This is a genomic window from Rhodococcus sp. DK176, assembly GCF_038447315.2.
Taxonomy (GTDB): Bacteria; Actinomycetota; Actinomycetes; order Mycobacteriales; family Mycobacteriaceae; genus Rhodococcus_F; species Rhodococcus_F jostii_A.
Genome location: NZ_CP118321.2, coordinates 2,667,784 through 2,682,076 on the forward strand (window position 1 = coordinate 2,667,784; position 14,293 = coordinate 2,682,076).

At 67.7% G+C, this 14,293-nt stretch carries 13 protein-coding genes and 1 pseudogene; 6 read left to right on the forward strand and 8 right to left on the reverse strand.

Annotation, left to right across the window (positions count from 1 at the left end; all coding sequences use genetic code 11):
* Positions 1-1,005 (forward strand): LLM class flavin-dependent oxidoreductase, encoded by a 1,005-nt coding sequence (locus tag PSR88_RS12590; protein WP_009475182.1) that lies wholly within the window; start codon positions 1-3, stop codon positions 1,003-1,005.
* Positions 1,006-1,039: 34 nt separating this feature from the next.
* On the opposite strand, the gene PSR88_RS12595 is transcribed toward PSR88_RS12590, so the two are convergent.
* The 6 genes from PSR88_RS12595 to PSR88_RS12620 all read right to left on the reverse strand — a co-directional run bounded on the left by PSR88_RS12595 (position 1,040) and on the right by PSR88_RS12620 (position 9,406).
* A complete protein-coding gene (locus PSR88_RS12595; RefSeq protein WP_009475183.1) occupies positions 1,040-2,152 on the reverse strand; it encodes an NDMA-dependent alcohol dehydrogenase in 1,113 nt (370 codons plus the stop codon).
* Between the two features lie 23 nt (positions 2,153-2,175).
* Positions 2,176-3,684, reverse strand: coding sequence for an aldehyde dehydrogenase family protein (locus PSR88_RS12600; RefSeq protein WP_011595222.1), 1,509 nt, complete (start codon positions 3,682-3,684; stop codon positions 2,176-2,178).
* Positions 3,685-3,800: 116 nt separating this feature from the next.
* A complete protein-coding gene (locus tag PSR88_RS12605) occupies positions 3,801-5,456 on the reverse strand; it encodes a sigma-54-dependent Fis family transcriptional regulator (RefSeq protein WP_016882562.1) in 1,656 nt (551 codons plus the stop codon).
* Positions 5,457-5,613: 157 nt separating this feature from the next.
* Positions 5,614-6,756: a lipase family protein gene (locus PSR88_RS12610; RefSeq protein WP_011595224.1), complete on the reverse strand. Its 1,143-nt coding sequence runs from the start codon at positions 6,754-6,756 to the stop codon at positions 5,614-5,616.
* Between the two features lie 92 nt (positions 6,757-6,848).
* Positions 6,849-8,165 (reverse strand): MFS transporter, encoded by a 1,317-nt coding sequence (locus PSR88_RS12615; RefSeq protein WP_011595225.1) that lies wholly within the window; start codon positions 8,163-8,165, stop codon positions 6,849-6,851.
* Positions 8,162-9,406: a M20 family metallopeptidase gene (locus PSR88_RS12620; protein ID WP_016882561.1), complete on the reverse strand. Its 1,245-nt coding sequence runs from the start codon at positions 9,404-9,406 to the stop codon at positions 8,162-8,164. The genes PSR88_RS12615 and PSR88_RS12620 overlap by 4 nt, the downstream gene beginning before the upstream one ends.
* Positions 9,407-9,534: 128 nt before the next feature.
* On the opposite strand from PSR88_RS12620, the gene PSR88_RS12625 reads away from it, so the two are divergent.
* The gene (locus PSR88_RS12625; protein WP_016882560.1) at positions 9,535-10,554 is read left to right on the forward strand and encodes an Lrp/AsnC family transcriptional regulator; all 1,020 of its coding nucleotides are present in this window, start codon (positions 9,535-9,537) and stop codon (positions 10,552-10,554) included.
* Between the two features lie 41 nt (positions 10,555-10,595).
* Entirely contained in the window at positions 10,596-11,135 is a 540-nt protein-coding gene (locus tag PSR88_RS12630) for a DinB family protein (RefSeq protein WP_011595228.1), read from the forward strand.
* A 36-nt stretch (positions 11,136-11,171) separates the two neighbouring features.
* Here PSR88_RS12630 and PSR88_RS12635 read toward each other — a convergent pair.
* Positions 11,172-11,654, reverse strand: a pseudogene (locus tag PSR88_RS12635) (class I SAM-dependent methyltransferase); the annotation flags it as partial.
* An 83-nt stretch (positions 11,655-11,737) separates the two neighbouring features.
* Between PSR88_RS12635 and PSR88_RS12640 the strand changes: the two are divergent.
* Positions 11,738-12,079: a TraR/DksA family transcriptional regulator gene (locus PSR88_RS12640; RefSeq protein ID WP_016882558.1), complete on the forward strand. Its 342-nt coding sequence runs from the start codon at positions 11,738-11,740 to the stop codon at positions 12,077-12,079.
* On the opposite strand, the gene PSR88_RS12645 is transcribed toward PSR88_RS12640, so the two are convergent.
* The gene (locus tag PSR88_RS12645; RefSeq protein ID WP_011595231.1) at positions 12,076-12,360 is read right to left on the reverse strand and encodes an ANTAR domain-containing protein; all 285 of its coding nucleotides are present in this window, start codon (positions 12,358-12,360) and stop codon (positions 12,076-12,078) included. The genes PSR88_RS12640 and PSR88_RS12645 overlap by 4 nt on opposite strands.
* A 358-nt stretch (positions 12,361-12,718) precedes the next feature.
* Between PSR88_RS12645 and PSR88_RS12650 the strand changes: the two genes are divergently transcribed.
* Together PSR88_RS12650 and PSR88_RS12655 are read left to right on the forward strand one after the other, a co-directional pair.
* A complete protein-coding gene (locus PSR88_RS12650; protein ID WP_011595232.1) occupies positions 12,719-12,937 on the forward strand; it encodes a ferredoxin in 219 nt (72 codons plus the stop codon).
* Complete coding sequence (locus PSR88_RS12655; RefSeq protein ID WP_016882557.1) at positions 12,927-14,291, forward strand: NAD(P)/FAD-dependent oxidoreductase; 1,365 nt, start codon at positions 12,927-12,929, stop codon at positions 14,289-14,291. The genes PSR88_RS12650 and PSR88_RS12655 overlap by 11 nt, the downstream gene beginning before the upstream one ends.
* The last annotated feature ends 2 nt before the right edge of the window (positions 14,292-14,293 follow it).

Sequence of the window (14,293 nt, forward strand, 5' to 3'; positions counted from 1 at the left end):
GTGAGCGCTGTTCTGTCGATTCTCGATCTGGCCTACATCCGCGAGGGCGACACGGCGCGGGACAGTTTCGATGCGAGCGTGAAGCTCGCGCAACTCGCGGAGACCCGTGGGTACCGCCGCATCTGGTACGCGGAGCACCACAACATGCCGTCGATCGGCTCGTCCGCGACGAGCGTCCTCATCGCGCACGTCGCCGCGCACACCGAGAGCATCCGGCTCGGCGCAGGCGGCATCATGCTGCCGAACCACGCGCCGCTGACGATTGCGGAGCAGTTCGGCACCCTCGAGACACTGCACCCCGGTCGCATCGACCTCGGACTCGGACGCGCCCCGGGCAGTGATCAGAAGACGATGTATGCGCTGCGCCGCGACCCGGCGTCCGCGGACCGCTTCCCGCAGGACGTGCTGGAACTCCAGGCATACCTCCGCGGTGTGTCACGGGTTCCCGGCGTCGACGCGATCCCCGGCAAGGGTACGAACGTTCCCCTCTACATCCTCGGGTCCTCGACGTTCGGCGCACAGCTCGCCGCGAAGCTCGGACTCCCCTACGCCAACGCGTCCCACTTCTCCCCCGACTCGCTCGTCGACGCCGTCACGCTGTACCGGGAGAGATTCGAGCCCTCCGAGGATCTGTCCGAGCCGTACGTCATCGCCGGCGTCAACGCCATCGCCGCGGACACCACCGAGGACGCGCACCGGCAGTTCGAGGCGTCCCTGCGGCGGCGGGTGGTGCAGATGGTCGGTCGCGGGCAGAAATTCACCCCCGAGGAGGTCGACCTCATCATGACGTCCCCGGCAGGTCAGCAGGTCGCGCAGATGGTGCGCTACTCCGCCGTCGGAACGCCGACCGAGGTCAAGACGTACCTCGACGAGTTCGCCGAGCACGCGCAGGCCGACGAGCTGATCGTCGCCTCCCATGCCGAGAACACCGAGTCCTGGCTGAAGACGTACGACCTGCTCGCCGACGTGTGGCGCGGAGCTCCCGTGCGCCCTTCTGGTAGCTAGCACAACCAGAAAGGCGCACGGGCGGCGAAGCCGCCTACTGCTGGTGGACGATCACGCCACGCAGGTTCTTTCCGTCCCGCAGATCCTGGTAACCCTCGTTCACCTGCTCGAGCGTGTACTTGGTGGTGATCAGCTCGTCGAGCTTGAGCTGACCCGCGTCGTACAGGCGCAGCAGGCGGACGATGTCGTACTGCGGGTTGGCCGAACCGAACAGCGAACCCTTGATCGTCTTCTGGTTCAGGGTCAGGTCGGTTCCCGAGATGTGCACGGTGAGCTTGGCGGGGTCGGCGAGGCCGGTGATGACGACGGTGCCGCCCTTGCCGATGACGGCGGTCGCGTTCTGCACCACCTCTTCGTCGACGGTGCCCACCAGGATGAGGGCCTGATCGGCGCCCTGACCCCAGGTCAGTTCGTTGACCTTCTCCGCCGCGGTCGCGGCGTCCGCGAACGCGTGGGTGGCGCCGAACTTCAGCGCGGCCTCCCGCTTCATCGCCACCGGATCCACCACCACGACGTACTTGGCGCCGGAGCTGACCGCGCCCTGCACGGCGTTGATGCCGAGACCGCCGATGCCGTAGATGACGACCGTGTCACCGGCGCGAACTCCGCCGGCGTACACCGCGGTGCCCCAACCGGACGGCACACCGCAGCCGACGAGGACGGCGGTCTCCAGCGGGAGCCAGTCGTCCACCTTCACCACCGAGTGCTGCGAGATGGTGGCGCGCTCGGCGAACGTACCGAGCATGCACATGGCACCGAAATCCTGCTTGCCCGAGTGGAACCGGAACGAGCCGTCGGGCATCGACCCCTCGAGGATGGTGGCGCCCATGTCACACAGGTTCTGGCGGCCGGTGGCACAGTACCGACACGTGCCGCAGTTCGGGATGAAGCTGCAGACCACGTGGTCGCCGGGCTTCACCTTGGTGACACCGGGGCCGACTTCCTCGATGATGCCGGAACCCTCGTGCCCGCCGACGATCGGGAAACGCGGCGGCAGATCGCCGTCGGTGAGGTGCAGGTCCGAGTGGCACAGGCCTGCCGCGACATACTTGATGAGCACTTCGCCGGGGCCCGGACCGTCGAGCTCGAGTTCCACGATTTCGAACGGCTTGTGCGTTTCGAACAGAACCGCTGCTTTGGTCTTCATGTCTTCTCCTCGTTGAGTGACGGTCAGAGTGCGATGTTGACGGCTTTGGTCTGGGTGTAGAGATCGATGGCGGTCGCCCCGAGCTCACGTCCCCAACCGGACTGCTTGTATCCGCCGAACGGCATGGCGGTGTCGAACCCGTTGTACTGATTGATCCACACCGAACCGGCCTTGAGCTGACGGGCCGTGAGGTGCGCCTTGGACAGATCCTTGGTCCAGATTCCGGCGGCGAGGCCGTAGATGCTGCTGTTCGCCGCCTTCGCGACTCCCTCCTCTGCGTTGAACGGGAGCGCTGCGACGACGGGGCCGAAGATCTCCTCCTCCACGATGCTGAACTCGGGTTTCACGTCCACGAACACCGTCGGCTCGACATAGAAGCCGGTATCGCCCCAGCGCTTTCCGCCGGTGAGGGCGCGGGCGCCGTCGGCGAGTCCGGCGGCCAGGTAGCCGGTGACCTTGTCGAACTGCTCCTGCGACACCAGCGGTCCGAGCTGGGTGGTGGGGTCGAGTCCGGGGCCGATCTTGACCTGGCTGGCGGCCTCGGCGACCGCTGCGGTGAAGTCGTCGAAGATGCTGTCCTCGACGAACATCCGGGTGCCTGCGACGCAGCACTGGCCGTGGTTGAACAGCCAGGCGTTGAGCGATCCGGTGACGGCGGCGTCGAAGTCGGCGTCCGCGAACACGACGTTGGCGCTCTTGCCGCCGAGTTCGAGCGACACCTTCTTGAGGTTGCCCCGGGCGGCGTCGACGATCTTCTTCCCGACCTCGGTGGAGCCGGTGAACGCAATCTTGTCGACGTCGTCGTGGGCGGACAATGCCGCGCCGGCGTCGCCGTAGCCGGTGACGATGTTGACGACGCCGGGCGGGAAGCCGGCCTCCTCGAACACCTCGCCGAGCAGGATCGCGGTGAGCGGGGTCTGCTCCGCGGGCTTGAGAATCACCGTGTTGCCTGCGGCGAGCGCGGGCGCCAGCTTGAATGCGGCCATGAGCAGCGGGAAGTTCCAGGGAACGATCAGACCGCAGACGCCGACGGGTTCGCGCAGCGTGTACGCATGGAACTGGCCGCCGGGGACGAACGGCATGCTCACGTTTACCGTGCTGCCCTCGATCTTGGTGGCCCAGCCCGCGAAGTAGCGGAAGATGTCGGCCGACCAGGCGACGTCGACAGCCGCGGCGATGCCCGCCGACTTGCCGTTGTCCAGCGCCTCGAGCTGACCGAATTCCTCGGCGCGCTCGGAAAGGATGTCGCCGACCCGCCAGATCAGCCGTTCCCGCTCGTTGGGCTTCATGGTGGCCCACGGGCCCTCGTCGAATGCCGTACGAGCGGCCCGGACCGCGCGGTCTACGTCTTCGGCACCGCCGCGTGCGACGGTGGTTAGCACCTGCCCGGTGGCCGGGTCGATCGTCTCGAACGTCTCGCCGCTCGCCGATTCCACCCACTGCCCTCCGACGAGGAATCGCTTGGTGCCGGACAGAAAGTTCCGTACCGACGGCAAGAGTTCCGCTTGGCTGGGTTCGATCGTCGCTGTCATCAAAACCTCCGAAGTTGTGAATGTGACGTGGCTCATAGTGCACTGGTTGCCATATCACTAACTGTCCTGACTTCGGACACCTCCGGACGGTCGCGGATCGGTGGATGAAACTGCAGCTAGACGGTGATATCGAGGGCTCGGATCCGGACGTAGAGCGTGCTGCGGCTGATGCCCAGCGCGGCCGCGGCATGCACCTTGTTGCCGCCGCACTCCTGCAGTGCGTCGACGATGGCCTGGCGTTCGGCGCGCTCGCGGCCGGCCAGCCGGGACACCCGGGTCGGCGTCCGATACTGGTCGGGTAGATCCGCGACAGCGATGTTCGCGCTGCTGCGTCTGCCCGCGGCGGCCTGCAGCACGACGGACAGTTCGGCGATATTGCCCGGCCAGTCGCGGGCGATCAGAGCGTCGAGCGCGCTCGCGGTGAGCCGGAGACCGGGATCGACGGAATCGAGGATTCCCTGCGCGATGTCCGCGAATTCGCGGGTGCGTTGACGCAGCGGCGGGAGCACCACCTGTCCGGGGCAGCGGCCGACGAGACCCGCAACGCCCGGTGGCAGGTCGCCGAGGGGAGAACTCGTCATCACGATTCGTGGGCCCGCGTCGGCGGCCAGCATCTTCACGACCAGCGGCAGCATCGACTCGGGTAGCAGTTGCACTTCCTCGATCGCCAGGACCGCGGCGGGTCCGGCCGCCAGCGTGAGAAGTCGGTCGATCCAGGCGTCGGCGCCGTCGAGGGCGATGGCGGCCGCGTCCATACATACGAGCGACTTGTCGCCGGCCAGATCGCGAACCGCCGTCGTCCTGCCGATGCCCGGTTCGCCGCTGATCACCACCGGATCCCGGGTCTCGCGCAGCCGCGACAACTCCGACCTGCTGCGTTCGACGACGGAACTCGACGGGGACTTGCCGCGCCGGATGGGGGTGCTGGTCCGGCGGTCCGGCCGGACGACGAACACGGCCCCGCCGTCCGTGCCTGACACGTGGTCGGCCCGGACCAACGCCGGTTCGCCCGAGGACAGTTGGATCCGCACCGTCTTCGACTGATCCGGACGCAGGTCCGCGGCAAGCCCCCGCAGCGTCGCGTGATCGGACACCTGGAGCAGGTCGAGCGCCACCCGGTTGCTGAGCAGAATGTCCTCGCCGATCGCGGTGACCGCCATCAGATTCTGCGGCGACACCCGCTGAAACGCGTCCACGAGCCGCTGCTGCGACACCCGGGCCCCCTCGAGCAAACGTCGTTCGATGTCCGCGGCCGCTCGGGCCAGGAACGGGGCGAACAGCGGGTTGGCGCGCGACGCGACACCCGTCATGTCGAGGATGCCCTCGACGCGGCGCGTCACCGGATGGACGATCGGGTGTCCGTAACAGCTGAGTTCCTTGAACCGCTCGAGGTAGTGCTCCTCGCCGTGTATGACGACGCCACGCCGGACCTCCATCGGCGTCCCCAGCGCCGTGGTCCCCACGCAGTCCTCGTCGAACCGCGACCCCAGCACCGCCCCGGCGCCGTCGATCAGGCGCTCGAGTCGGGGGCCGTCGAAGAGCCGGGCGACGATGCGGCAGTCACGGTCGGCGAGCAGGACACAGAAGCCGGTGCCCTGGATCTGCTGTTCCATCTCATCGAGCACGGGACGGGCCGCCTGCAGCAGGCGACTGGACTTGTCCAGGTCGGAGCAGGGATCATCGGTCGGCGTCGAACTCGGTTCCAGACCGCTGAGCGCCGAACGCTTCCAGGACAACGCGATCTCCGGCCGCATCGCCACGTGCCCGGTCATGCCGCCAAACTCCAACCTCGACTCCTTGCCGCGCGCGGGTCCGGTCGTGCACCGGTGCACGACTCACACCCGAACGTACCCACACAGTGTGACCCACGCCATAGTGCCTGTGGGCGCGGCGAGCAACTGTCCGGATTCTGGACAGTGCCGCCTTCTCTCAATCGAACAGCCCACGCACGAACGCGATAGTGTCCGCCTGGGAATCGACGAGCGTGCCGCTGTGGTCGGTGGGATACGTCTTGAACGTGACCGGCTCACCGTTGGCGGTCAGTGCCGCGACCAGCGAGAACGCCGACGGTGCGGGCACGTCGATGTCGGTGAGCCCCTGCCCGATGAACAGGGGACGGTCGTACCCACTCGTCGGGACACCCATGTAGTCCACGAGCAGCCCGTGAAAGTTCGGGATCTGGTTCAGCGGCTTGCTGAACAGGTCGCCGACCACCACACCTTCCGCGGCATCGTGAAGGTCGTTGACGCACAGCTGCTCGGCGGCGTTCACGTACCGGGCGCCGAACGGAGTGAGGTAGGAGTCGAGGTCGATCTCGGGATGCGCCGACCGCAGTCCAGCGAGGATGTAGAACAGGTACGACGTGAGGCCGGCGGGGATCGCCGTGGGCGGCACCCCCGGCCCCAGCGGCAGCAGTGTCAGCTCGATGTTCGCCGGCACACCCGTTCCCACCGCCCCGCGGTAGTCCAGCGTCTCGCCGCCGTACTCGGTGGCGTAACGGGCGGTGGTGATCGCGGCGCCGCCGCCCTGCGACTGGCCGACCACCACCCACTTGTTCGACAGGGACTCGTCGACGGCGCGGGCGGCCTTCACCGAGTCGACGACGCTGTGCGCCTCGACCTTTCCGTCGAGGTACGGCATCACACCGGGCGTGCCGAGGCCGACGTAGTCGGTGGAGACGACGGCATATCCCTGTTCGAGCCAGTGTCCGAGGTACGGGTAGTCACGCTCGGGGAGCGCGGGCCCGACGAGCGAGGGAGCACAGTCGTCCGCGAGCCCGGACGTGCCGTGCGCCCACGCGACCACCGGCCATCCCCGGACGGGCGCCTCCCCCGGTGGCACGTACACGGCGCCGCTGCTGAGTGCGGGACTCCCGTCGGACCCGATCGACCAGTAGGTGATTCGCTGCGCGTCGGCAGCGCCGGGGAGCCAGAGGTCGGCCGGTAGCGGCTCGACCTCCACGACGCTCCCCGGCGCGCGTTCGGCCTCGTCGGCGAACGCGGCCGGGGAGGCGAGGCAGGTGCCGCCCACCGTCAGGGATGCAATCGCGACACTTGCCGCGGCTCGCGCCATACGTACCGAGTGTGTCTTCACCGCTTCAAGATAGAGCCTCCCCGCACCTGAGTGGCAAAGCGTGCGGGAGCACACTTTGTCACTCGCGTGCGCTACGTCTGGGACGCGAGATCCCGTCCCCGGGTCTCCGGGATCGTGAACAGTGCGGCGATCGAGACCGCAACCAGGGCGAGCGCGTACCACTCGAACAGGTCCGGCGTACCGCGGTCGGCGAAGAACGTCTGGACGTACGCGGCCGTCCCACCGAACGCGGCCACACCGACCGAGTACGGCACTCCGACGCCGGCAGCACGTAATCCGGTCGGGAACAGTTCGGCCATCATCGCGGGCATCACCGACAGGATCGCGCCCATCACGAACAGGGCGATCGCCATCGCGAAGAAGAGCGTGACCGCACTGTGCCCGATCATGGCGTTGAGCGGGAACAGCAGGGCAGCGATACCGACGTTGCCGATGTACAGCACCGGTTTGCGACCGATCCGATCCGACAACGCACCCCAGAACGGCAGCGACGCAATCAGTACGAGGTTCGCGCCGACCCCCGCCCACAAAGCGCCGGACGGATCGATGCCCCGGACGGCGATCGCGTACGCCGGCGCCGACACGGCCCACACGTAGTAGACGACGGTGCCGCCGACCGTGAAGAACAGGATCTGGAACACCTGCCGCCGGTGCGCCACGAACAGCTGCCACATCGACTGCTTTGCGGTCTCGTCACCCGACTCCTCGTAGACTTCGGTCTCCTTCATCCGCGACCGCATCCACAGCACGAACAGTCCGAGCACGCCGCCCAGCAGGAACGGCACCCGCCAGCCCCAGTCGGCCATCTGCTCCGAACTCAGCGTCGTCGTGAGCAGTGCGCCGAGAAGCGTGCCGACGACGACTCCGGTGGTGTTGGAAATGTAGATGAGACTGGACCACAGTCCACGCCGGGCCGTCGGCGCGAATTCGACGATATAGGTCTGCGCGGACGGCAATTCACCGCCGTGCGCGACACCCTGCGCGAGGCGCGCCACGACGAGGACCACCGCCGCCGCGACACCGATCGTCTGATGGGTCGGGGTCAGGCCGATGATCAGGCTGCCGACCGCGGCCAGTCCGACGGCGAGCGTCATCGACAGCTTGCGTCCCCGCCGATCCGACAGCCAGCCGAACAGCAGACCGCCGAACGGCCTGGCAACGAATCCGACAGCGAAGACGCCGAACGACGCGAGCAGGTCGGAGACCGCGGAGCCGGTGTGGAAGAACTGCGGGGCGAAGAAGGCGGCGAACGTCGCGTAGACGGTCCAGTCGAAGTACTCGATCCCGTTTCCCGTGCCCACGCCGACGATCGCGCGGGCCTTCTCCCAGCGCTCGGACCTCTGCTGGACGGTGTTCACGGTCCCACTCTCGGTGGCGATCTCGTTCATCGGGCGTCACTCCCCGCCGCCACAGCAGCATTGTCGGACCGGGCCTTGTCCAGCCGTCGAACGGCCAGTCCGGCGTAGATGGTGGCGGCATCGGCGAGTACCGCGTCGTCGAATTGCGCTCGGGGCGAATGGTTCATGGGAGCGGCAGCGGGATCCGCGCCGGGCATGCACGCGCCCAGTCCGATGAACGCGCCGGGCACTTCCTGCAGGACGTAGGAGAAGTCCTCGGACCCGGCCATCGGATGCGTGACCGTCTCGTATCGGTCCTCGCCCATGAGGTCGCTGACCACTTCGGCGCCGAACGCGACCTCGTCGACGTCGTTGATCGTCATCGGGAACTCCGGGGCCACGGTGACGTCGGCCTCGACCCGCTGTGCGGACGCCACCCCCTCGAGCACCCGGCGCAGCGCCGCCGGCACCTTCTCGTACGTGGCGGGCGAGTAGCACCGGACCGTCGCCTCGAACCGCGCATCGTCGGGAATGATGTTGTGCCGCGACCCGGCCTGCACGTTCGCGACCGTCACGACGACGGGATCGAAGACGTCGAACGTCCGGGTGATCATGGTCTGCAGCGACGTGATCATCTCGGCCATCGCGGTGATCGGATCCCGGGCGGTCGACGGGGACGACCCGTGTCCACCCGCCCCGCGCACCGTGACCGTCAGCTTGTACGACGCCGCGAGCAGCGTCCCCGCCTTGGAGAAGAACCGCCCCTGCGGCTTCTGGCAGGAGAAGACGTGCATGCCGTAGGCGGTATCGGCGCGGCGGCCGGCGGCGTCGAGGACGCCCTCGTCCACCATCACCTTCGCGCCGTCCCACCCCTCCTCACCGGGCTGGAACATCAGGACGACGTCGCCCGCCAAGTGGTCGCGATGACGGCTGAGCAGTTGGGCGGCGCCGACCAGCGCAGCGGTGTGCAGGTCGTGCCCGCACCCGTGCATGGCGCCGTTCTGCGCCGCGAAGTCGAGTCCGGTCTGTTCGGTGACCGGGAGTCCGTCCATGTCGGCGCGCAGCAGCACCGTCTGCGCGGCGTCGACCGAACGCCTGCCGCCGCGGAGCACCGCGGTCACCGACGTCGTGTTCGCTCCCGTCGAGATCTCGAGCGGCAGGCCGGCCAACGCATCGAGGACACGTTCCTGCGTGCGCGGCAGGCTCAGTCCGACCTCCGGTTCGCGGTGCAGCACGCGACGCAACTGCACGAGGTCGCCCTGGAGGGCGCGGGCGTCGTCCACGAGATTCATTGCTCTCCCTTATGTCGGTGGTCACTTTCTCGACCGAATGCGTCGGTGGTCATATGCTGTGATCCGCGAAACGACGGACCACCGAGAACGTCGAAAACGATCACCTGTGCCGACCCAGAAAGTGTTCTATGCGCGAAATGCTGACCGAATCCGAGCTTTCGCTCATTCACGCGTTGCAGATCCGTCCGCGGGCGACGTGGTCCGAGCTCGCCCCGATCCTGCGGACGACATCCGCGACGCTGGCGAGGCGGTGGGAGTCGATCACCGAACGCGGACTGGCCTGGATCACCGCGTACCCCGCGCCGATGACGGGCGCCGGTGCGTTCACCGCCATGATCGAGGTGACGTGCGATCTCAGCGGCACGAAGACACTGGTCGAGGCGCTCACCCGCGACCCGCGGGTGGCGTCGATCGAACATGCGGCGCGCGGGCGGGACCTCATCCTGACGGTGCAGACGGGATCCCTGCACGAGTTGTCGGACCTGGTGCTCGAGGAATTGCCCGGCCACCCGAGCGTCAATTCGACCCGGACCCACACGTGCACCGCACTCCACGCGGAGGGCAGCCGCTGGCGCCTCGATTCCCTCGACACGGCACAGTCCGCGGCGATCGCCGCACTGGAGAACACTCCGCCGCAGTCCGGATCGGCCCGGCCGGAAAGCCTGACGGACGAGGTCGCCCGCGCGCTCGTCCGCGAGCTCACCCGGAACGGAAGGGCGTCCGCGCGCGAGATCGCCTCGGTCATCGACCGGCCCGCGTCGTCGGTTCGCAGGCAGCTCGCGGGGTTGCTGCGCTCCCGGGCCGTGGTGCTGCGCTGCGACGTGGCCCAGGATGCGACGCGGTGGCCCATCACCGTCACGTGGTGGTGCCGCCTGCCCGTGCGTGCACACCGGGAAGTCGTGGAGATCGTCAACACCCGGCCCGAACTGAGGTTGTGCATGTCTCTCACCGGCCCCGCGAACTTCCTCGTCAGCATGTGGGTGTCTTCGCTGCCCGACCTGTTGCGGGTGCAGGAGTGGCTGGAGAGCCGGGCCCCCAGCCTCGAGATCATCGACTCGTCGGTGACGCTCCGGTCCCGGAAGCGGATGGGGTGGGAACTCGACACCCACGGCCGCGCGACCGGTTATGTCACCGCGCACGGCGGCTGACCGCTACCGTCGAATGCGCATCATCGGACCGGCTGGAGCAGGTGATCACCGTGACCTCTACCGCGAGAACGTCGACTACCGGCGAGCGTGCCGACTTGCTGGAGTCGCTGGCGAAACACCGCTACTTCCTCCGCTACACCGTTCGGGACCTCACCGACGAACAGGCGACCCAGCGCACGACGGCGAGCGAACTGTGTCTGGGCGGACTCGTCAAACACGTGTCGGACGTCGAACGGGTGTGGGCCGACTTCATCGTGCGCGGTACCGACGCCGTGCGTGGCGGTCCCGCGGACGGCACCGGCACCGACAATCGCCAGAAGGAGTTCACCCTCCGCGACGACGAGACGCTGGCCGACGTCCTCGACCGCTACGCGAGGGTGGCACACCGGACCGACGAGATCGTGGCCTCGCTGCCCGACCTCGACATCTCGCATCCGCTGCCGAAGGCGCCGTGGTTCGAACCGGGATCACGCTGGTCCGCGCGCCGGGTCCTGCTCCACATCATCGGGGAGACCGCCCAGCACGCCGGGCACGCCGACATCATCAGGGAGGCCCTCGACGGGTCGAAGTCGATGGGCTGAGTCAGCCGCGTTTGCGGGCCTCGATGAGGAAGCGGGTCGAGTGGGTTGCGGCCCCAGGAAGTACTCGACGAGTTCGAAGACACTCGCATGCCCGACGTGCTGCGAGAAGTACGTGCCTCCGGGTCGCAGGACGCGGGCGATTTCGTCCCACCACACCGTGGCGGGGTGCCTGCTCGTCACCAGGTCGAAGGCGCCGTCGGCGAACGGCAGCGGCGGTTCGTCCGCGTCGGCCACCACGACAGCACCGAGCGGATGCAGCAGCGCCGTCGCGACGTTCGGCGGCCACGATTCCGTCGCCACCATCACGGGAGGCATCGTCATTGCACCGGCGAGGACCTCCCCTCCCCCGGTCTGGATGTCCAGAGCGGCGTTCGCGCGCGCGAGACGTTCACCCATCAGGCGCTGATACCGCCACGACGGCCGCTGTTCGGTGGCCCGGCCGTCCAGCCAGGAGAAATCCCAGCCGTCCACCGACACGGATTCCGCCTCGGCCACCAACTCCTCGAATGTGCGTGCCATGCCGGGAAGCCTGACAGAAAGTCCCGGATCGATCGAGCGGATTACCGGGGAAGCACCGGGCCCTCGTCGATGTTGATCCAGGCATGAACTTGCTGCAACACCGCACCCGAATCGCCGAGGAACGCGCCGACGCAGAACGCCGCATCGCCTCGCTGACCGGCCGTTTCACTGCAATTGTGGAGGGGTCGGAATTCACCACGGACGACGACGAACACGACCCCGAGGGCTCGACCATCGCCTTCGAACGGGCCCAGGTGTCGGCACTGCTGGCCGACGCGAAGCGCGAGGTCGAGGACCTGACGGCGGCGCAGCAGCGACTCGACACTGGGACGTACGGCCTCTGCATTCGGTGCGGTCTGCCGATCGCCGATGTGCGACTCGACGCGCTACCTGCCGCGCAGACCTGTATCGACTGCGCCGGTTAGCCGGTGTCACCGGGCAGGAGGGCTCCCCATTCCCGGGTGGCCACGTCCCGTGCGCGTCGATGGTCGTCGGCGTCGGGGTGCATTCCGTCGGCGAGATCGGCGAGGGCTTCCGCGAGATCCCCGACATCGACCTGATGCCGCATGGAGGAATCGAGCAGTTCGTCGAAGGCCTGGTCCGCGCTGTACGAGCTTCCGCGCGCGGTAATCAGGATCTGGATGGCAGCGTCCAAAGCGGACAGGTGCCGTGTCGCGCGGGTGTCGCGGTGAGCTTCGATCGTCAATATTCCGCCTCTGAGGTGTCGCCACTGGGCGTTGCCGGTCTCTTGTCACCACATCACATCACGATCCGGACGTCCGTGTCGCCGAATCGAGACCGTGTCCGAAAGTTGTTTCTCGACAGCAGGATACGAATTCCGGCAAGATACTTGTAACTCTCGTTACTACTCCGGGGTTCTACCCGTCGGTAGGGGCGGGCGGCGCCACATTTCTGAATGGCTCCAGAACAGCGGATCGAAACCGAACCGTCCGTCCATTCCGCAATACTGGTTTCCGGGTGGAGGTCTCCGCCCGACGCGATCGGACGGCCGTGCGCCGCGCAGTCCCTGTGGACCCGTGTGACCAGAACTGTTCAGAATCGGGATGATTGACGTGAAACTCGTCGTCGACCTCAATCGGTGCCAGGGTTACGCGCAATGCGTGTTCCTCGCACCCGACGTCTTCACCCTGCACGGAGAAGAGGCTCTTCTCTACGACGCGGGCCCCACCGACGACGAACGCGACCACGTGGCGCAAGCCGCCGCCGCCTGCCCGGTGCATGCCATCACCACCGACATCCCCGACCGCCGCGATGGGCAGTGACGTGCGGATCGTCATCGTCGGTGCGTCGCTCGCGGGCCTGCGCGCCGCGGAGGCACTGCGGGGGCAAGGCTTCGACGGTTCCCTCACCCTGATCGGCGACGAACCCTACGAGCCGTACGACAGGCCCCCGCTGTCGAAGGCCGTGCTCCTCGGAATCATGCCGCCCGACCACGCGGCGCTGCCCTTCCGCCCGGACCTCGACGCGCAGTGGCGGCTCGGTGTGCGGGCCACCGGTCTCGATCTGGAGAACAACCGGGTGGTTCTCAGCGACGGCGACACCGTCGAGTTCGACAAGGTGCTGATCGCGACCGGCGTCCGCGCCAGGCCGTGGTCGAATTCGTCCGAGGCCGCACTCGACGGCGTCTTCACCATCCGAACCTGCGACGACTCCCGCCGGCTGAACGAGCGACTGTCTACCGGACCGAGTCATGTCCTGGTGATCGGGGCAGGGTTCACCGGCTCGGAGATCGCGTCGGTGTGCCGGGAGCGCGGGCTGTCCGTCACTGTCACCGAGCGCGGGCCGGCACCGCTGGTCGGTGCGCTCGGCGGAGTGGTGGCAGCGGTCGCGGCCGACATGCAACGTGAGCACGGCGTCGACCTGCGCACCGGGGTCACAGTGACCGGGCTCGACGGGGACGGCGACGGGCAACTGTGCCGTGCGCATCTGTCGGACGGGACCACACTCGACGTCGACGTGGCGATCGTCGCGCAGGGCAGTATCCGCAACACCGACTGGATGTTCGGCTCCGGTCTCGCCGCCGGGCCCCGCGGAGTCACGTGCGACGCCGGGTGCCGGGCGTTCGACATCAACGGCATCGTCACCGACAACGTGTTCGTCGCCGGTGACGTTGCGCGGCAACCACATCCGCTCTACGACTACCAGCTGCTGGCATTGGAGCACTGGGGAAACGCGATCGGCCAGGCCGAGGTGGCGGCGCACAACATGATCCACGACGGTCTCCGCCGGCGGCCGCACCTCGAGATTCCGGCGTTCTGGTCCAGCCAGTTCGGCGTCAACATCAAGTCCGTGGGCATCCCCACCTACTCCGATCAGGTGGTGATCACGCAGGGGTCCGTCGCCGACCGGCGTTTCGTGGCGGCATACGGCTTCCGCGGACGCGTCACGGCCGCTGTGGCGTTCAATCAGGGTAAGTGGCTCGACTTCTACCGGGGACTGATCGAGTCTGCCGCGGCGTTTCCCCCCGACTTCGACGTCATGGACCGGGCGGAACCGTTCGAGGTGCGTGCGTCGGAGTTGCCGGACCCGGCCGTTCTCAGCCACGGACCCACCGTCGCGGTGACCGGCCATCTGCCCACAGAACGTCGCGTCGAGTTCGTCTCGTTACCGAAGTAACA

Excerpts from the sequence above, each read along its gene's own strand:
- PSR88_RS12595 (WP_009475183.1), bottom strand. The coding sequence starts at position 2,152 with ATGAAGACCAAAGCAGCGGTTCTGTTCGAAACGCACAAGCCGTTCGAA.
- PSR88_RS12600 (WP_011595222.1), bottom strand. The coding sequence starts at position 3,684 with ATGACAGCGACGATCGAACCCAGCCAAGCGGAACTCTTGCCGTCGGTA.
- PSR88_RS12605 (WP_016882562.1), bottom strand. The coding sequence starts at position 5,456 with ATGACCGGGCACGTGGCGATGCGGCCGGAGATCGCGTTGTCCTGGAAG.
- PSR88_RS12610 (WP_011595224.1), bottom strand. The coding sequence starts at position 6,756 with ATGGCGCGAGCCGCGGCAAGTGTCGCGATTGCATCCCTGACGGTGGGC.
- PSR88_RS12615 (WP_011595225.1), bottom strand. The coding sequence starts at position 8,165 with ATGAACGAGATCGCCACCGAGAGTGGGACCGTGAACACCGTCCAGCAG.
- PSR88_RS12620 (WP_016882561.1), bottom strand. The coding sequence starts at position 9,406 with ATGAATCTCGTGGACGACGCCCGCGCCCTCCAGGGCGACCTCGTGCAG.
- PSR88_RS12625 (WP_016882560.1), top strand. The coding sequence starts at position 9,535 with ATGCGCGAAATGCTGACCGAATCCGAGCTTTCGCTCATTCACGCGTTG.
- PSR88_RS12640 (WP_016882558.1), top strand. The coding sequence starts at position 11,738 with ATGAACTTGCTGCAACACCGCACCCGAATCGCCGAGGAACGCGCCGAC.
- PSR88_RS12650 (WP_011595232.1), top strand. The coding sequence starts at position 12,719 with ATGATTGACGTGAAACTCGTCGTCGACCTCAATCGGTGCCAGGGTTAC.
- PSR88_RS12655 (WP_016882557.1), top strand. The coding sequence starts at position 12,927 with ATGGGCAGTGACGTGCGGATCGTCATCGTCGGTGCGTCGCTCGCGGGC.